The organism is Glycomyces algeriensis, from assembly GCF_027622855.1.
Lineage (GTDB): Bacteria > Actinomycetota > Actinomycetes > Mycobacteriales > Micromonosporaceae > Glycomyces > Glycomyces algeriensis.
In genome coordinates this window covers 110,664-129,331 of sequence record NZ_JAPZVR010000001.1, presented here as the reverse complement: position 1 = coordinate 129,331, position 18,668 = coordinate 110,664, and the positions used below count along the sequence as shown (strand labels likewise).

Sequence of the window (18,668 nt, the reverse complement as noted above, 5' to 3'; positions counted from 1 at the left end):
ACCTGACCCCCTTGCCGTAGCCGAGCCCTCAATGCCCGTGAGACCGTTTCATTTAATGCGCTCATTCGAGTGAATCGAGAGCTATAGGAATACGCTTCCATATGGCATTGAAGTGAGAATGTACCATTCTGGACGTGGCAGCTCGCCCACGCGATCCTTCATGTAATGGTATATATAGATTGGAATGGCGATACGACTCCAAGATCATTTCCATCAATCGAGGCGCGAAGGCCAAATAATGCAAGAATCAACCCCCTCCAAGATCCATGTGCAAATCAGTCTTGTTGGCACCGGTGTCTCCTCTGCACCTCCAGTCGACTTCGCGCACACTGTCAAAACCGAGCTCACCGGTGGCGGCATGTCTCAGATAGAGGAGGCTCCAGCTCAGCCTGAGCCGCAGGGGGCCAAGGTGATCGGTGAAATCATCGCCGTCGCGTCAGTACTCCTTCTGGCAGGAGACGTGTACGGGAAATCCGAATCACTGGTGCGAGCGCTGCGTCAGTTGCAGGCGCTCGCCGCCAATACGGGGCGCCTGCTGAGAGTCCGAATGGCCGGAGAGGAGATCGACCTTTCTCGTCAGACCGCGGAACAGATCGCGGCCCGCGTGCGCTCCAAACTCGCGGGCACGTCGTCAGGAGCGCGGAAAGCGCTGATCATCGCCAATTCCAAGTTCCATGACACTCGGCTGGCACGATTGCGGGCGCCCAGCAGGGACGCGGAGGCGCTGAGCAAGGTTCTTGGAACCCCAGCAGTCGGCGGGTTCGACGTCGAACTCCTCAAGGACGCGGACGAGACCACGATCCGCCGCCGCATCGACGACTTCTTCTCGGAACGGCGGTACGACGATCTCTTGCTATTGCATTTCTCGGGCCATGGGATCAAGGACCAGAATGGACACCTGCACCTCGCCGCCCGAGACACTGACATGAGACGGCTAAGCTCGACAGCGGTGCCATCGAACTTCATCCGCGATCGCATCGACCACTCGGCGTCACAACGCATCGTATTGATCCTCGACTGCTGCTACAGCGGCGCGTTCCCCGCCGGCGCCCAGCATCGCGGCGGCACGGATGTATCGGTGGCCGACACGTTCGGAGCCGGCCGGGGCCATGTAGTGCTCACCGCTTCGAGTGCGACTGAGTACGCATTCGAAGGCGACACGATCGCGCAGGACGAAGGCAAGCCGTCGTTCTTCACCGGAGCGCTGGTCGAAGGCATCGAGTCAGGCGATGCCGATCTCGACTCGGACGGGGTGATCGGCGTGGACGAGCTCTACGAATACGTCCATCAAGCCGTCCGCTTGCGAACGCCGGCACAAATTCCGATGAAGTCTGGCCGAGTCGAGGGCGAGTTGGTGATTGCGAAGAGCAATAGAGCGCCCCGACTTCCCGAGCACATCGTCGCGGATTCCCAGAGCGCCCACGCGATGGTTCGGGCGCAGGCCGTGGAGGAACTGCGACGGTTGAGCGAGTCGACCCAGACCGGACTGAAGGCGGCAGTGATCGCAGAACTGGCTCGGATGAGGGACACCGACGACAGCCTCAACGTGCGCCGCGCCGCGGCCAACGCGATCGGGGAGCGAGAACCTCGTGCGGTGCCGATGAATCCGATCCCTCAACCGCCGCCCTACCCGCCCATGCACGCCCCGGTCTCGCCGCCGCTCGTCTCGATGTCTCCAACCATGCCCACGATGGCCGCCGCCACGCACGAATCGAATCCCATCGCGCAGAGGTCCCTTCGGACGGCAGGTTGGATGCTGGTGGGCACGAGCATGTTCAGCCTGATCTTTTCATTCGTCGCGTTCGGTCTCAACAACGTGCGAGAACCGCATTCGTACACCACGAATCTCGGAGTGGCGCTGATTCTGTTGTTTCTGCCGATGCTGGTGCCTGGCATCATGCTCGTCAGTGCCCCGCGCACGCGAGGTCCACGCATCTTCGGGCTCGTCTGTGTCTGCGCTCAAGGGGCGGTCGGCCTCTTGTGGATCGGCTCCGGTCCGGTCTACTTCCTCGTCGGCGGGGTGCCGTGTATCGCAGCGTGCACCTATGGGGCCCTACTCATCCTGCGGATCCCGGCGATTCGGAAGGGACCCGAATTCATCGCCGTCAACTGAATCGTCGGCGTGTACTGAGGTCGCACGGGGCCCGGCCGCATTCGAGATAAGACCCCGTGCGCACCCTCAGCTAGATTTTCAAGCTGCTGAGCGCTCGGGCCTCACGGTCGCGTATCACTCGTCCTGTTGTCATGTCCTCTCGAGCAGCGGACCGCCCGCAGTAGCGCCATCCCCCCGACCTGGCGGAGATCCTCAAACTCGGCGGCTCCCCAAAACTTCCGCGCCGACCCAGATGCCAACTCGCGATACGCCCGCACCAGACTCGTCTCGATGTGGCTCTCCTCCGATGAGCCGACTTGGGTGTCGACAAGGCCCCAGACCAGCGCCCAGCGCTCACCGGCTTCAACATGGGCCAACTCATCTGAACCCCGGTAGAACCGTCGGAGTACCGACCGCAACCAGTCCCGGTCTCGCCCCAATGCATCCCTGATCCGCAGGCTCGGCATGCTCGGACGGGTGGCCCCACGTTCCCAGCTCGACAGTTTCCCGCGAACGCGGGGATCGTGCCCAATGCGTAGGCCGCCGACGCCACGGTCACGTTCCACTGCCAGTCACCGGTAGTGAACCACAGGATCGGGCCTGCCAGGAGGACGGCGAGCAAGATCCAGCGGTATACACGGATCGACCCGGGGACCTGCTCCTCGTGCATGGTTCCATTGTCGCCCTATCGGTTCGGGACCGGAACCCGGGCGAGATGCCAGTCAGTCGACGAGCGCCACATAGAGCGGGCTCGCCAGAATCGTGTGCGAATCTCGGATCAGGGTCTTGGCGACGAACTCGAGCTGCTGTTCAGGGCCTGTCATCCGCGAAACCGCACGCTGAACGGTAGTGAACGCGTCGAGCTCGGGGTGGAGCTCGTCCGAGACCGCCTCGAGAATCTGCTCTTCTTCCAGAGGAGCGGCTGTCTTGATCCCTTGCAGGAGTGCGGGAGTGTTCGAACCCGAAGCAGCCCCATCGGTTTCCTGCCACCCGATCAGATGGCGGCTCGACCCGCCCAGCGCAATCGTCATTTCGTCAAGGAAGCCTCCGAACATGGCAATGCGTCCGCCGATTTCCGTCTGGACGATATCCCACCGCATCGGCATCAGGGCCCAGAAGAACGCGGAGTGCTCCTCGACGGTGCCGAGCATGTCGTTGTCCTGCAGATGACGCAGTACGCGTTCGAGCCGCGCGACGTTGCCGCCGCCATTGGTCGTCGTCGAACGCTTGGCACTGAGCACTTTGAGACTGAACGCGAGCTCGGTATGCCGCTCCCCCGCCGGTCGCGGATCGAACTGCGGCAGCATCATGTCAACTTTCGCACCCGAGATATAGAGGTAGTACTTGAAGGACACGGCGGTACCTTTCCTGCTGAGCGGCGATGCGGGCTTTCGCGGTGCCAGGCTCTGAGGCTACCGAAATCGTGCACTGAGCGGTGTCCCGCGCAGCAGACGGAACCGATCTGTCCCCCGTGGGTAGCATTGCCGGACGGCCGCAGCGTGAGCCCGGTCGACCGACTTCCTGGACAGAGCATATCCATGGCTGAGACCGAGCCCTCAGGATTGCAGTTGGCGGTGAGCGGCACCGCGGCGCAAGCGACGATCTACCCCCTCGTGGCACCGACGACACTCCTGGTAGGTCGCGCCGAGGACTGCGATATCCGGCCAGCAGCCCACGACAGGAAGGTGTCACGGCACCATTGCAGGATCGAGATCGATCCGCCGGCGGTGCGCGTCATCGATCTGGGCAGTACCAACGGCACGCGGGTCAACGGCGTCAGCATCGGCGAGCATCTCCTCTCGGGCGGCGACGAGGTCACCGCGGGCGGGATCCGGATACGCGTGCGCGGTCAGCCGGAAGCACTCCCCACCTGCCCTGGTTACCGGCTGGTCCGCGAGCTGGGGCGAGGAGGCGAGGGCATCGCCTACCTGGCAATCGTGGAACCCGATGGCGCGGAGGCGGTCGTGAAGGTCCTCTTCTCCGGGACTGTACGCTCCGATATGGAGCGTGGCTTTCTGCGGGAAATGGACACTGTCAGCGGGATCCGGCACCCGAACATCGTCAGATACCTGGGTGGAGGCGAGACCGCAGGAACACTGTTCCTCTCGACTGAGTACTGCCGGGGAGGCAGCCTCCAGGACCTGGCTGCCCGGCGAGGCGGCAGGCTGCCGGTCGACGAGGCGGTCGCCATCACCGGTCAGGTTCTCGACGCGCTGGACCACCTGCACCGGGCCGAAGTGGCGAAGGTTCGGCTGGCCGGAGGCGAGACCGGGACGGCGACGGGGCTGGTGCACCGAGATATCAAGCCGCAGAACGTCCTCTTGGACCGCGTCTCAGGCACCCCGGTGGTGAAGCTCGCGGACTTCGGCCTCGCGAAGGCGTTCGAACTCGCGGGTCGGACCGGCCACACTCCGACCGGAGCGGGAGGCGGGACGCTCGGGTTCATGTCGCGCGCACAGGTCGTGAACTACAAGTACGCCCGCCCGGAAGTCGATGTCTGGGCCGCGGCGGCCTGCCTGTACTGGATGGTCTCTGGCGTGACTCCGCGGGACTTTCCGCCAGGCATCGACCCGTATATAGTCGTACTACGCGAATCGGTTGTACCCCTTCGGGACCGAGGTGTGCCGGTGCCATCGGGTCTGGCAGCGCTGATCGACCACGCGTTGTCGGACGATTCGGGAGCGGTGTTCCGCACCGCGGATGAGTTCAAGCGCGCCCTGCTCTTGGCGAGGTGACGTCCATCGACAACCCACTGCGCGCGGAGATGACCGCACTCAGTAACCGACACAGCATGCTCGAGCTCGGCGGCGCCTTCGTCCCGGCCATGGTGGAAGAAAGCTGGGGCAGCTACGCCCGCGTGGTGGCGGCGCAGCTCGCCTCACTCGCATCCCGCGGCCATCTCTGGTTCTTCTATGGCGGCGAGTACGGCGGCCCGAGGGGACTCCAAGCAGGACTGCTTCCCGACCCGGCCGACGACCTCCGGTCAGATGAGCGCCAGCTCGTCGACTTGCTGTTCGGTGACGCCCGCACCATCCGAATCGCCCAGCGCAACCGGGGGTACGGCTGGGACGACCTGGCCGCAGGCGTCCGCGGAGCACTCCGCGAGCAAGGCCTGGGCTGGTTGCGCCGAGACCGATACCGGCTGATTCGCCGGCTCATGTCGCTGCGCAAGAGCATGTGCGACCGCACGCGCAGCGGTCTGCGGCAATGGGGCGATGACCCTGAGCTGTGCCGGGCCGGCGTGCCCTTCGCAGTGCTGTTCAACATCGACACCGGCGCGTACCACTGGCCCCAGGCACCGGAAGAGGAACTATGGGTCCCCTCCATGCTCTCCTGGGCCTGCGACATGGCGATGGTCGACCCACGGTGACCCCGTGACCGATGCCCCCGAGACCAACGGCCAGACCACGGCCGCCTCGGATCCCCTGGACGCCGCCGAATGGCGTGCGGGCGACCGCATTCTGGACCAGTACGAGATCATCGGCTCGCGCCGGGGCGGCATGGGAATCGTCTATCGTGCCAGGCACCTGGGCTGGGGCATCGACGTCGCGGTGAAACGCCCGCAGCCGCACCGGGGCGACATCGACACCCGCCAGTTCGTCCACGAGGCGAGGACCTGGGTCGGCCTCGGTCTGCACCCGAACGTGTGCCACTGCCACTATGTGCGCACCATCGACGGCCTCCCGAGCATCGTCGCCGAGTACGTCGACATGGGATGCCTCGCGGACTGGATCAGGGACGGCCGCCTGTATCAGGGCGATCGACGGCAGGTACTCGCACGCGTCCTTGACATCGCGATTCAGACCGCCCGAGGACTGGAGCACGCTCATGCGAACGGCGTCCTGCACCGGGACGTCAAGCCCGCCAATATCCTCATCGAGGCCGACCATACGGTCAAGCTCTGCGACTTTGGAATAGCCGGTGCGTACCGGTCGGCCAGCGGCACCAACCGGGCATACCGTGGCACCCGCCATTACGCCTCACCGGAACAGGCGGCCGGCGAACCGCTCGGGCCGGCCAGTGACCTCTGGAGCTTCGCGGTCAGCGTCCTGGAGATGGTCGTCGGCGGGGTCACGTGGCTCGCCGGTCCGGCGGCGGGACTGGCGCTCACAGAGCGGCGATCGGAAGGTCCCCTGGGCGCGGTCCCTGAGGCGCTCACCGACTTGCTGTCGCGATGCCTGGCGTGGAAGCCGGACCGGCGGCCTGGGGACATGAGCGAAGTGCTGCCCGCGCTGCTCGCCCTGTTCGCCGCCGAGGCGGGCAGACCATACCCCAGGACTCCGCCCGCGCCGGCCCGGCCGCGCGCCGATGAGCTCAACAACCGGGCCCTGTCGCTGCTCGACCTGGGACGGCCCGATGAGGCTCGCGACGCCTTCGACGAAGCGCTCGCCGCCGACCCCAGGCACTTGGAGGCATCGTTCAACCGGGGGCTCCTGCGCTGGCGCGCAGGCGAGGCCACCGATGACGTGTTGGTAGCGGACCTGCGCGCCGCACAGGCGAACGGGGCCGAGCCCACCCGCGTGCGCCATTTCATCGACCTCGTGGAGCGCGAACGCGGACCGTCCTCGCCCTGGTTCTCCACTTCGGTCACCCGCGAGTTGCTGCAGCCAGAGGCGGCGCTGTCCCCCGACAGCGCGCTCCTCGTGATCGGCGAGAGCACTGGGAAATTCAGGTCCATCGACACGGAGGCCGGCACCGCGGTACGAACATGGTTCGGTCCCGATGATCCGGTGCGAGTGATACGCGTGGACTCGACCGGGCGGCACGTGTTCGCCGCCTCCATCAGAGGGGCTGTGAACTGCTGGGAGCTCGCCACTGGTCTCCGCCAGGGCGGGAAGGGCGGCACAGGCGCGATCGACAGCCGAATCTGCGTCGCGGCGGACGCACGGCTCGCGATCGAGACGTTCTCCATGACCCGCCGTCGAGCCCGCGTCTGGCGCATTGACCGCTCCAGACCCGCGCACCGCCTCGCGGTCACCGGTCCCACCACGGCTGCGGCCGTCACCCCCGACGCGCGCTGGGCGCTCTTCGCCGACGAATCCGGCGGCGTCGCCGCCTGGGATCTGATCGAGCGCCGCAGACGCTTCGCGCTGCGGGTGCACGACCACCCGATCGACGACATCGCCATCGACCCGCACGGCAGGTACGCGGTGACCACCGCCGAGGGCTTCGAGGACTACACCGCCCGGGTATTGGACCTGCGTGAAGGCCGCCTCGCAGCGGTGCTCGCAGGCCACCGCGCCCCGGTCAGCGCACTCGCCGTCAGCCCCGACGGGACGATCGCGTTGACCGGCTGCGGAGACGGGACCGTCCGCATTTGGGACCTCGCCGAAGGCGTCTGCCTCCGCTTGCTCACCGGCCACACCGATACGGTCGTCTCGGCCGACCTCGCCGATGCCGCTCGCGGCATCGCCGTCACCGCCGACACCGCCGGCGCGACCCGGATCTGGGAACTGGCGAGCGGCCGATGCCTGCGCACCGTCTCGGGTGAGGCGGCGACCATCTCCAAGGTCCTGGTCAGCGCCACTGGACGGCTTGTCGTGCGCGCCGGCCGGGGCGCCGTCGACGCCTGGAAGCTCACCGCCTCAGGCACGGCCCCGTTCCAGCCGTGCCGAAGCCGCACCGCCATCGAGTTGTCCGATACGGACGCTCTGGTGGGCGGTCTGATCAGGGAAGCACTGCAGTCTAATGAGAAGGGCGACGTCGAACGGGCCCTGACGATATTGCAGACCGCCAGAAGCCAGCCCGGACACGAGCGCACCGCCGAGATCATGGCCGCCTGGCACCGCGTCGTCCCGGCCACGGGCCCGGGCGCGTTCAGGACGGCATGGGTGAGCCGGTTGATTCCGGGCAGCGACGGCGACCGTGTGAACGACATCTGCGTGACGCCCGATGGCGCGCACGTCCTGACGGCCGGCCCCGGCAACGCCGTGCGGGTGCACGCCTTCGACTCAGGTGAGTTGGAGGCGGAGCTCACCGGCCACACCGACACCGTCCTCGCCGTCCGCGCAGACCCAACGGGCCGATTCGCGATCACCGGCGGACTGGACGGGACGGTGCGGGTGTGGGATCTCCGCAGCGGCGAGCAGGTACGACTGCTCACGGAGCCGCACGGATCGGTGCTGACGGTGTGCGTGACCCCGGATGGGCTCGTGGCGGCCGCCGGATCGGAGGCGACCGTCCGGCTGTGGGATTTGGCGACCGGGTCCCTGGTCCACTCCCTCGCAGACCATTTCGGCAGAGTTGTGGCGCTCAGCACCACCCCGGACGGGCGCGACCTGCTCGTCGCCGATACGGCCTCGGTATCCAGATGGGACCTGTCCACCGGCCGCTGCACGTCCGTTCCGGAGCGGTTGACGGGCATAGGGTTGGCGGCTGCCGCCGTCACCGCAGACGGCATGCTGCTCACGTTCGAGTTCCCCGACCGAGCCAAGGTTCGCGTGCGGGACCTGTCGACCGCACGCTTCGTCGGACTCCTCGAACACAGCCGGAGCGCCGGGCACCTGTCCATGGCCGCGATCCCCGGCACGGCCTACGCCCTCACCGCCGAATCAGATGCCGTCCGCGTCTGGCACCCCGCCCACGGCCGGCTGCTCGGGCAGATCGACAGCCCTCCCGGCGGCGCTCGAGCAATCGCCGCGAGCCCTGACGGCCAGCACTTCCTCACCGCAGGCGACGACGGCGCGATCCGAATCTGGACGATCGACTGGGGCAGCGCCGATCCCCAGGGTTGAGCCTTCTCCACGAGGGGCCCGGGGTAGCCGGTCCGATCCAGATCAGGTTGCCCTCGCTGTCGGTGAGTCCATCAGGCAGACCGCGTGGTGGCGGTGCTTGGCGCACCAGTACCGGTCGACCTGCTCCTTCCAGGGCCGATCGGGGTAGCGTCGGTCGCGGACGCGGTCGGTCTCGGCGCAGGTGGCCTCGAGCAGGACCCTGCGCAGTCCGCACGAGACCGCGGCCCACAGGGCGAGGAGCGCTTGCTGGCCCGGATCGAGCTTCCGTCAGTAGCTGCCGATCGCGTCCCGGTGCCGGGTGATCAGACGGGAGGTGGGCTGGAGGTTTGCCTGGAAGCGGGTGACCGTGCCAGGACAGCTCAACGAGACTCCTTGGAGCAACGCCTCGGGCCTCGCTGTCTGTGATGGCTTGAAGCACGACATTGCTAACCTGGGCTTCCGTGAGCCCCGACGAGTGAACAGGTTCGCCAGCACCCCCATGACTTCCGCAACCAACACCGATCTTGTCGCGTTGACGGTGTCCATCGTGAGCGTCCTTGTGGCCGTGCTGGGGATCATGGCCTCGACACGGCCTCCGAAGCGGCATATGCGGTTCATCGCATCGCGCCCGCGCCGGCTGATCCCGTTCCAGTCGCCTGATCTCGGCATCACCATTGCAGGGCAGGATCTCAAAGACCCCTACATCACCGAGGTGCGGTGCCGCAGCACGGGCCGTTTCGACTTCACCGAAGCGAACATCCCCGATGGCCTGCCCATCCGCGTGTGCTTCAGCGAGAGAATCCGGGTCAGCTCAGCAGTGGGCCTGTTGCCCATTAGCAGCAGCGACGAAATGAACATCGGCCACATAATGGTCGGTCCTCACACCGTGACCAGGAAGCAAGAGCATGTCTTCTGGGTGGTGACCGAGGGCCTCCCGAAAGTCACGCTCGAGGCCGAGATGCTCAAGGACGCGACGGCCCGGCTCCACCATGTCCCTCCCAGGATTTCCCTCACCCGGTTCCGCACGCGCGTTCCTTAGAACCACTAACACATTGCGGTGCATGGGTACTGGTGACTCGGGTTGGGCTCTTGCTTGTTTCCTGGGAGGGTGAGCAGACCTTGGATTGTCGACGATGAGCTGTGGGCGTTGATCGAGCCGCTGTTGCCGGTCTGGCCTTCGAGGCGTCCTGGGCGGAAGCCGATTCCAGACCGGTTGTGCCTGCAGGGAGTCCTGTTTGTGCTGCATACGGGATCGGGTGGGATCACCTGCCGTGGTTGGCCTACCGGACTGGTAGCGCCCGCTGTTTAAGGAGTCGGTATTCCAGGAGGCTGGCTGAGCTCTGGTCACTATGAGTGAACGGGACCCGTAGGTTTTGAACGAGTTTTTGACCGCTCTCCGGCCCCGAGCGCGGGCCAGTCGGCGCGTCTCGGCCGGACGGGTCAGAAATCGATCGTTTCCTGACGAGTTGATGTCGCTGAATCAACAGGATTTCGCCATATAATCAGATTTCACGTTCTATGCAAAATTCGCTAAGCCTGCTAGGCTCGCTTCTATGGTTAAAGATCCACTGATTCGCGATCTTGTCGCGATCCTGATGCCGCTGCCGGGCAAGCTGGCTGTATTTGCCGATGCCACGTACTTTGAGGAGCACCAGAACACGCTCGACGCGACCTACGACGCCCGCGAGGAACTGGCCAGGCAGATGGAGGAGGCCCTCGAGGCTTCCGGCACCGACCCGCTGCTGGAGGCCATCGCTGAGGCCAGCCACATCATCAATGCCCAAGAGGAGCAGCGTCAGCTGCTGTTCGCCTACGCCCGCGAGCATGTCCGCGGCCGCCCGTACTCGTTTGACGTGCTCGGCCGTGCCGCGGGCAAGCCCGCATCGACCGTGCGCAGCTCCATCAAGCAGGCCGATATCGACGCCGTCGCCGAGCTCATCGGCCCGGCCCCGCGGGAGAAGACCCAGGAAAGCCCAGAGGAAGCCGCCATGGCGAACCTGCGCAGCCTGCTCGACGGTGTCGACCTCGAGACCCGGAAGAACCTGCTCGCCAACGACGGTGCGCACTTGCGGCCGCTCCTGGCCGGACTGCACGAAGAGGCCGTCGAGCGGGTCATCGCCCAGCTCCGACAGGGCTACACCGAGATGCGCCCGCGCCTCGGATCGGCCCTGGCGCGCAAGCTGGAAGCGAAGGAGCAGGCGTGAACAGGACCAGTTCAATCTCGCCGAGCCCGACGTCGAGGAAGCTGGTCAAGCTCGGCCTCGGAGAAAACATGTCGTGCGCTCACGGCTCGGGAACCTACCCGCCCGCGCACCCACTGATCGGTGCCCTTGTCCGACAGGGCCTTTGCGTTGTTTTTTGCTGATTACTACCGGCAGGCCTGGTTGGTCTGGGTAACGATCTGAGGGCGGACATGCGCAGGTTCTCATCGTCTTAGCTGGAGACCTTGCGGAGGCGGGTGATGGCCCCGGTCAGGACGTCTTGAGCGCCGCTGAGGCGGTGAGGGTGTTCAGGGTCTCGCGCGGATCGTGCTTTGCGAACGGGCCCGATCCGAGGGCGCGGCGGTCTTGTTCGGCCACATGGTTCCGCCACAGCCGGACCGGTGCGAAATGCGTTTGCCGGGGTGATCGTCTGGTCCTACGCTCGCCCGATGGCAGACACTCCTCTCCTGTGGCTCATCGGCACGGCCGGTTCGGGCAAGACCACGACCGCGTGGGCGCTCTTCTCGCAGCTCGCCGATGAAGGCGTCAAGGTCGCGTTCGTCGACTGCGACCAGGTGGGGATGGCGTATCCGGCCCGGCCCGGGGACCCTGACGAGGACCAGGTCAAGGCGCGGGGGCTCGGCGCGGTATGGCCGGGATTCCATGCAGCCGGGGCGCAGTGCCTCATCGTGTCCGGCACGGTGGAGGGCGCGGCGACGGTCGCGGACTACGCCGCGCAGGTTCCCGACACGGCGATGACCTTGGTCGAGCTCAGGGTCGGGTCCGAGGAGTTGCGGGACCGGTTGATCGGGCGCGGCGCGGCGTACCTGATCGAGCCGGCGCTCGCGCTTGCCGCTCAGCTTGAACGCGAGCCGCTCACCGAACACCGCGTCGACACCGGCGGCAGGAGCGTCGAGGACGTGGTGAAGCTGGTTCGAGGACGTCTCGGCGACTGGCCCGGCCCCACCGCGGGCAGTTTGCGGGCGTTCGACGCTCCGTCCCCGGTCGAGAGCGACCGGATGCCGATGGCGTGGATCTGCGGCGCCACCGGCGTGGGGAAGTCCACGGTGGCGTTCGGGGTCTTCATGCGGCTCTTGGGATCCGGTGTCAAGGCGTCGTACGTCGACCTTGCGCAGGTCGGCTGGGTCCGGCCGCCCGCCGAGGACGACCCGGACGGCCACCGCCTCAAGGCCCGCAACCTCGCGGCGCTGTGGCGGGCGCACCGCGAGGCCGGTTCGGAGTACCTGGTGGTGTCCGGCACCGGCGGGGGAGCGGCGACGGCCCGGCACTACCTGGACGCGGTACCCGACTGCGAGCCCGCGGTCGTACGCCTCGACGCCCGACCCGAGATCCTCGCCGAACGGATCCGCCTGCGGGGCAAGGGTATCGGCGTGGAGCTTCCGGGCGACGACTTGCGCGGTCTGCCCGAGGCGGACCTCGAACGCCGCATCGAGGCGGCGCAGGTGGAAGCGGCCCAGCTGGAAAGGGACCGCATTGGCGAATTCCGGTTGGACACGAGCGACCGAACCCCGGACGAGCTCGCCGACGCCGTCATGGACTTGATCAAGCGACGACCCTGACCACAGACTCCGAAATGCGCCCTCGAACTCGGCACTGCGCCGCCGAGCGGCGGTTGCGATCTGCAGCGAAGCTCGGAGCCAGGGCTGGATATTGCTCCGAGGTTAGATGGTTGAGCTGGCGTACTTCGTATGCGGCGCTTGGAAGTAGCCGAGCACATGGCCGGGGAGCTGCTGGACGCGGTGAAAGAAGGCGCGGACCGATCGCTCCATCTGGGCGCGGTCGGTGATGACCTGATCAGCGAGGGTGCGCTTCAAGTCGGCGTTGACCAACTCATCGGGATTGAGATGCGGGGCGTAGGCAGGCAGGAAATGCAGCTCGATCCGGTCGGGCCGCTTCGCGATCCTCCCGGACTTTCTTGGCCCGGTGGGCCGAATGCCCGTCGACCACGAGGTGGATCTTCCCCTCGAACTGGCCCAGCAGCCGGTCGAGAAACGCGATGAAGACCTCGGCGTTGAACGACTCGCGCAGGACCGTGAAGTGCGGCTCACCCCTGGTCGAGATAGTCGACATCGCGCTGAGCCCGAACCGGTTCCCGATCCGCGCCATGGTCGGAGTCTGGCCTTTGCGGCCCCAGGTCCGACCGGACAGCTGGTCGGAGCGGACCCCGACCTGGTCGCCGAACAGGATGACCGCGCCCTCGGAACGAGCCCGCTCGCGCAACGCCGGAGGTGACTTCCACCCACTCGCGCATCGCCTCCGGATCGGCCTCGATCGCCCGCTTGTCCGGAAGCCGGAAACTGAATCCCATGCACCGCAGCAGCTTCCCCATGCCCTGCTCGGTGAACGACACGCCGAACAGCCGCTCGGCCAGAACGCAGACCTTGCGGCGAGTCCACAGCTTCCCGCCCAGGTCGAGGGTGTTGGGCTCGTAGTCCACGATCGACCCTCGGCCTCCGAAGTCGAGAGCTTCGTCTGCTCACCGACCCGCCGCCCCGGCGTCCCCGAATCCAGACCGACCGCCCCACCGGTATTGAATCGCGCCTTCCAGTTCCGGACCGACCCGCGCGAGACCCCGAACACTCGCACCGCGTCGGCGGAGCTCATGCCGTCCCTGACCGCGGCCATCACGCGCTTCCGCAGCACTTCCTGTTGCTGCGGCGAGAGCCTGCGCACGTCCACCCTCAGATCATCGCCCACACCAACTACACGCGATGATCAACCAATAAGTTTCGGATCAATAACCTTCGTCGATGAACTTGAAACCAGTTCTAATACTCCAGCTGTAGATTCGACCTGTACGCGTTGAGTTACTGAGGGATGTGACCGGTGAACAGGATCGAGTTCGTAGTCGAAGTTGTTGTCGATGCCCTTGATCCTGAGGAGCCGGGGGAGCCGCGGTTGGCGATCTTGATCGATGGGGTGCGTCTGCAGGAGTTGGTGTATCCCATCGAGCGTTCGTTCGCATTGGCGGAGGTCGACGGCGACGAAGATGAGGCCCCTCCGGCCGGGGCTTACGCTGGTCTGGACTCGTTGGACGGGGTCTTCTGGCCGAGCCTGCATTTTCTTGGGGAGCCGGAGCTGTCGTACTCCGACGACGGTGACACGGTGCTGCTCGGCTGCATGTGCGGGGTGTGGGGCTGCTGGCCGCTGTCTGCGCGCGTGGACGTGACCGATGTGAGCGTGACCTGGTCGGGGTTCTTTAACGGAACGCGGAAGTCCTGGGATCTTGGGAAGTTGGGTCCGTTCGTTTTCGACCGGCGGCAGTATGAGGCGTCACTGCGAAGCACTGGTTCGCCTTCGACAACACCATTACCCGATCCGCGGAAAACCAGGCTTAGGTTCGGGTTTTTATTCGGCAAAGGCGAGTTGCCGCCGGTAGTGCAGTCCCGCGCGGGGGTAGGATCTCGTCCCATTCGCCGAATCGGTGTCCCCATTGGGCGGTACCCCAGGCGTCGTTCACCTTGTCGAGGGTGCCGTGGCGCCCGCGCAGCCAGTCTCGAAAGGCCTCGGCGGAGAGGTTGCAGTAGCAGCGGGCGTTGCCGCCGCCGAACTCGTTCCCGATGTGCCACAGCCGCACCGCCGGGTGGCGGCCGTAGCGTTCGGCCAGCGCCTCGACGTGGCGCAGGGCGTGGCGGCGGAAGACCGGGTTGGCCGGGCACCAGGCGAGACGTCCGCCCGGGGGTTCGCGGAAGCCGTCAGCGAGGACGGGGGCGATCTCGGGGTGGGCGGCGAGGAGCCAGCTGGGCGGAGCGGCGGTGGGGGTGGCGAGGTCGATGCCGATGCCGCCCTTGTGGAGCAGTTCGATGACGTCGTCGAGCCAGGTCCAGTCGCGGACGCCGTGGGCGGTCTCGATGGTGCCCCAGGCGAAGATGCCGAGCGAGACGAGGTTGACGCCCGCTTCCTTCATGAGGCGGACGTCCTCCTTCCAGACGTCGGGAGCCCACTGCTCGGGGTTGTAGTCGCCGCCGAAGGTCAGGCCTTCGGTGAGGCGCACGGGCGGTCGCGGCGCGGCGGCCGGGACGTTCGCGCGGACGGCGCTCCCGGGTTCGCCGCTGTGCCACGAATTGGAATAGTTCACTGTGGATTGACTCCTCATCAGGGGCGGGCGCCTCAGTCTCGCGGGACATGCCGACTGCCGACCCCGGGCTCCTGCTCCCGCGGCACGGAGGCGTATCCGCAAACGTCGATTTATGCTGTCAAGCATTAATCCTGATGAGACTCCGAAGCCGTGACGGGTCACGCGCGCCTCAGAATCGCAAGCACACGAGGGTTCAACCGATCAGTACAGTGACCCCAGCCACACACCGGCTGCCGAGCATCCACCCAGCAGGAGGCCGCCTTGCGCTCGTTCGGGGCAAACACGCGCATGCCGACGCTGGCCGTGGTCCTGGACCTCATCCGCGCGCACGCGGCCGGGTCGTCCTCGCCGGGCGGGCGTTCAGCGGTATCGGGCCGGTCTACCGAGACGCCCTCCAGACCGTGCTCGATGATGCGATCTTCATGCGACACGTCCACACCGTCCAGGTCGAACTCGCGCCCGACGTCACGCAGGCGGCCGCCGTGGGAGCCGCAACCGTGATCCTCCGAAACCTCCTCGAGTCCCCCGATACGGCCTGATCTCAAGGTTCTCTGGACCGGATCGAGGAGTGCAGGAACGCCGAACCGGACCCGCGCTCAGGCCGTCCATGACCGTGGATTCGTCCATGCATCCCAGCGAATCGACCATCGACACTCGCTTCGAAAAGTTGTACGGTCCATTGCAAGTCAATCGAACCGTTCGGGGCCGCGTTGTCCCCTATGGCGGTGATTGGCGACGCCACCGCCTCACGATCCCACCCGGCACTGTGATCGTGAACGACTGGCGCGTGCCCGGTCTCCGGGGCTCCGTTCGAGCTTCCCGGCCATCGGGTGAACGTCCGTGTTCATGTCCGGCGGCGGCGACAGCGCTGTCTCCGCTGTCCTGCTGCCGGTGAATTCAGTGAGAGGCAAGACCATGACATTCACCGTCCGCAGATCGCCGCGCCGGTGGGGACCCCTCGTCGCCGCGACGCTGTTCGCCCTGGCGTCGGCCGGGCACGCAAGTCCCGGATCCGCCGCCGTCGATGAAACCCAGGCACAGCCGGAGCTCCAGACCGCCGCCGACGTGACCAACGCCGATGGCCTCGAGACACTCGTCTCGGATTACGAGACGCGCATCCCGACCGAGTACACCATCGATTCCTGGGAGCCCTTCGCCGAAGCCCTGACCGCCGCGGCTGATGTCGTCGAAGACGACTCGGCCTCCGAATCCGAGGTTGCGGACGCGAAGACGGAGCTCCAGACCGCCGCCGAAGAGCTGGAAGTCCTCCAGTCGACGTTCGCGACGATCACCAACAACACCTTCTGGAAGGACACCGCGGGCAACCCCATCTACTCGCAAGGCGGCGGCGTCTTCAAGTTCGGCGACACCTACTACTGGTACGGCGTGCACTACCGCGGCGCCGAGTCCTACCTGGCCAACCCGACGAAGAAGTACGACGACCAGGTCAGCTTCGTGTCGATCCCGGTCTACTCCTCGCAGGACCTGGTGAACTGGAAGTTCGAGAACGACATAGCCACAACCTCGACCAGCCTCGGTCGGCTGGGCGGCACCATGGGCGACGCCGGCTGGATCGGACGCCTGGGCGTCGCGTACAACGAGAACACCGGCAAGTACGTCCTCCCGGTGCAGATGTGGCACCCCGCGCACGAAGGCGGCGTCCTGTTCCTGCAGGGCAACTCCCCCACCGGCGCCTTCACCTTCGGCAACTTCCAACCGCAGATCGTGAACTCACCGACGCAGGCGACCGGCGACCAGACCGTGTTCACCGACGAAGACGGTCAGGACTACCTGATCTTCTCCAACAGCGAGGGTCGCGCCCGCGCCTTCGTCTCGAAGCTCCGCTCGTCCGACTCGCTCTACGCGGAGCCGGCGGTCGAGATCGGCCGCGACTCCAGCGGCCGCGAGGGCAACGCGATGTTCAAGCTCGACGGCAAGTACTACATGTGTGCCTCGGACCTGCACGGCTGGAACACCTCCGTGAACTACTGCCTCGACTCCACTCAGGACAGAATCCAAGGCGACTACACCGACTACTACACGATGCCGGGTACCCAGATGGACTACAGCCACGTGACCCAGACCGGGTTCTTCATCACCGTAGAAGGGACCGTGCAGGACACGGTGATCTACGCAGGCGACCGCTGGGCCGACTTCGCGTGGAACGGGATCGGCTACAACCAGTGGGTCCCGATCACGAAGGAGGGCACCGGGATCCGCTTCCACTCGATGAGCCAGTGGCAGTTCAACGCCACGACCGGTGAATTCCGCGTCGCGCCCGGCAACAACTACATCCTGAACCCCGACATCCAGGCCGACCGGATCATCGTCTCGAACGTGGTCGGGTGGACCAGGACCGGTTCGGGCGGCGTGACCAACGTCAACGGCGGGGCGAACGGCAGCCGCTTCGCACTGCAGGTGAGCAACGGATCGGGCGTCCGGCAGCAGATGCAAGTGCCCGCGGGGACCTACACGCTCGGCCTGCACACCAAGGGCTCCGGGCGGGTCACGGTCACTGGCGCCGACGGCACGGTGCACACCCTCAATGTCTCGTCCTCGAGCGGCTGGACCAAGCGCGAGCTCACCGGCATCGTACTGCCGGCCGGGACCGCCACGGTCACCGTCACCGGCGGGAGCGGCAACCTCATCGCCGACCAGTTCTCGCTCGTCAGGCAGGGCGGGACCGATCCCGGCAGCGCCACCCGCCATGAGGCCGAGGGATCCGGAGCTACCTGCACTGGCACCATCGACGCCAACCACACCGGTTACTCCGGGTCCGGGTTCTGCAACGGCGCCAATGCCGACAACGCCTACGCCGAGTTCACCGTGCAGGCCTCGGCCGCCGGGACCGCGTCCCTGAGCCTGCGGTACGCCAATGGCGGCACCACCGGGCGGCCGGGCGACCTGATCGTGAACGGGTCCATAGTGGCCACGACCGCGTTCGCGTCAACTGGTTCGTGGACGGGTTGGACCACGCAGTCCGTCACCGTTCAGCTGCGGGCGGGCGCCAACACCGTCCGGTGGGACCCGACGACCGCAGACGGTCTGCCCAATGTCGACTACCTCGACGTCGCGCAGGCGGCAGACTAACCGCTGACGGAGACCGCGGGTCGGACCTGCATCCGACCCGCGGTCTCCGGGTGCGATCAACTGCCCCGCTTCGACTCTCCCGCAGGCGACCCCGGACTCGTCGAAGTTCTCAAGCGACCATCGACGGACAGCCGGTTCTTGAGGAGGTTAAGAAAGTCTCCTCAGACCTCTTGACGACGCGCCACTCCCATAGAACGTTATCGATATAATCAGGGAGCGCTTTGCGGACGGCGACCCGAAGCTGGCGCCCGCGTGCGTCCACAACGGTCTGTGCCTCGATGCGGAGAGCCGCGGCACCGCCAACGGCACCCGGATCGTCCTCTGGACCTGCAACGGCGGCGGCAACCAGACCTGGACCCTGAGATGACCCTCGGCGACAACTGAATTGAGGTGCCGGGCCCGCGGGCCCGGCACCTCAATGGTTGCTGCGAAGGGTGGTTTCACGCCCATTTTTTTATTCAGCGGGGGGGTAG

At 66.2% G+C, this 18,668-nt stretch carries 13 protein-coding genes and 3 pseudogenes; 10 read left to right on the top strand and 6 right to left on the bottom strand.

Going from position 1 to position 18,668, the window contains the following annotated elements:
- Positions 1-238: 238 nt before the first annotated feature.
- Positions 239-2,113, top strand: a complete 1,875-nt coding sequence (locus O2L52_RS00520; RefSeq protein ID WP_270113323.1) for a caspase family protein — start codon at positions 239-241, stop codon at positions 2,111-2,113.
- A 701-nt stretch (positions 2,114-2,814) separates the two neighbouring features.
- On the opposite strand, the gene O2L52_RS00515 is transcribed toward O2L52_RS00520, so the two are convergent.
- Positions 2,815-3,447, bottom strand: coding sequence for a DUF7019 family protein (locus tag O2L52_RS00515; RefSeq protein WP_270113322.1), 633 nt, complete (start codon positions 3,445-3,447; stop codon positions 2,815-2,817).
- 183 nt (positions 3,448-3,630) lie between these two features.
- Here O2L52_RS00515 and O2L52_RS00510 point away from each other — a divergent pair, with 183 nt between their 5' ends.
- The 7 genes and pseudogenes from O2L52_RS00510 (at position 3,631) to O2L52_RS00480 (ending at position 12,586) form a co-directional block, all read left to right on the top strand.
- Positions 3,631-4,827 (top strand): protein kinase domain-containing protein, encoded by a 1,197-nt coding sequence (locus O2L52_RS00510; RefSeq protein ID WP_270113321.1) that lies wholly within the window; start codon positions 3,631-3,633, stop codon positions 4,825-4,827.
- Complete coding sequence (locus tag O2L52_RS00505) at positions 4,824-5,462, top strand: hypothetical protein (RefSeq protein ID WP_270113320.1); 639 nt, start codon at positions 4,824-4,826, stop codon at positions 5,460-5,462. Before O2L52_RS00510 ends, O2L52_RS00505 begins: the two co-directional genes overlap by 4 nt.
- A gap of 4 nt (positions 5,463-5,466) precedes the next feature.
- Positions 5,467-8,826, top strand: coding sequence for a protein kinase domain-containing protein (locus tag O2L52_RS00500; protein WP_270113319.1), 3,360 nt, complete (start codon positions 5,467-5,469; stop codon positions 8,824-8,826).
- A gap of 478 nt (positions 8,827-9,304) precedes the next feature.
- The gene (locus O2L52_RS00495; protein WP_270113318.1) at positions 9,305-9,844 is read left to right on the top strand and encodes a hypothetical protein; all 540 of its coding nucleotides are present in this window, start codon (positions 9,305-9,307) and stop codon (positions 9,842-9,844) included.
- A 69-nt stretch (positions 9,845-9,913) separates the two neighbouring features.
- Positions 9,914-10,057: pseudogene (locus tag O2L52_RS00490) on the top strand (transposase); the annotation flags it as partial.
- A gap of 301 nt (positions 10,058-10,358) precedes the next feature.
- Entirely contained in the window at positions 10,359-11,009 is a 651-nt protein-coding gene (locus O2L52_RS00485; RefSeq protein WP_270113317.1) for a hypothetical protein, read from the top strand.
- A 446-nt stretch (positions 11,010-11,455) separates the two neighbouring features.
- Positions 11,456-12,586, top strand: a complete 1,131-nt coding sequence (locus O2L52_RS00480; RefSeq protein ID WP_270113316.1) for an AAA family ATPase — start codon at positions 11,456-11,458, stop codon at positions 12,584-12,586.
- Between the two features lie 102 nt (positions 12,587-12,688).
- Here O2L52_RS00480 and O2L52_RS00475 read toward each other — a convergent pair whose 3' ends face one another.
- The 5 genes and pseudogenes from O2L52_RS00475 to O2L52_RS00465 all read right to left on the bottom strand — a co-directional run bounded on the left by O2L52_RS00475 (position 12,689) and on the right by O2L52_RS00465 (position 15,105).
- Positions 12,689-12,856 (bottom strand): hypothetical protein, encoded by a 168-nt coding sequence (locus O2L52_RS00475; protein WP_270113315.1) that lies wholly within the window; start codon positions 12,854-12,856, stop codon positions 12,689-12,691.
- Between the two features lie 3 nt (positions 12,857-12,859).
- Positions 12,860-13,154, bottom strand: a pseudogene (locus tag O2L52_RS25360) (IS630 family transposase); the annotation flags it as partial.
- Complete coding sequence (locus O2L52_RS00470; RefSeq protein WP_373897061.1) at positions 13,072-13,377, bottom strand: helix-turn-helix domain-containing protein; 306 nt, start codon at positions 13,375-13,377, stop codon at positions 13,072-13,074. The gene O2L52_RS00470 and the pseudogene O2L52_RS25360, both read right to left, overlap by 83 nt.
- Positions 13,378-13,574: 197 nt before the next feature.
- Positions 13,575-13,631: pseudogene (locus O2L52_RS25355) on the bottom strand (hypothetical protein); the annotation flags it as partial.
- 730 nt (positions 13,632-14,361) lie between these two features.
- Positions 14,362-15,105 (bottom strand): beta-galactosidase, encoded by a 744-nt coding sequence (locus O2L52_RS00465; protein ID WP_270113313.1) that lies wholly within the window; start codon positions 15,103-15,105, stop codon positions 14,362-14,364.
- Positions 15,106-16,020: 915 nt separating this feature from the next.
- On the opposite strand from O2L52_RS00465, the gene O2L52_RS00460 reads away from it, so the two are divergent.
- Together O2L52_RS00460 and O2L52_RS25350 are read left to right on the top strand one after the other, a co-directional pair.
- The gene (locus tag O2L52_RS00460; RefSeq protein WP_270113312.1) at positions 16,021-18,195 is read left to right on the top strand and encodes a family 43 glycosylhydrolase; all 2,175 of its coding nucleotides are present in this window, start codon (positions 16,021-16,023) and stop codon (positions 18,193-18,195) included.
- Positions 18,196-18,394: 199 nt separating this feature from the next.
- Positions 18,395-18,562: an RICIN domain-containing protein gene (locus O2L52_RS25350; RefSeq protein ID WP_373897060.1), complete on the top strand. Its 168-nt coding sequence runs from the start codon at positions 18,395-18,397 to the stop codon at positions 18,560-18,562.
- Positions 18,563-18,668: the final 106 nt, after the last annotated feature.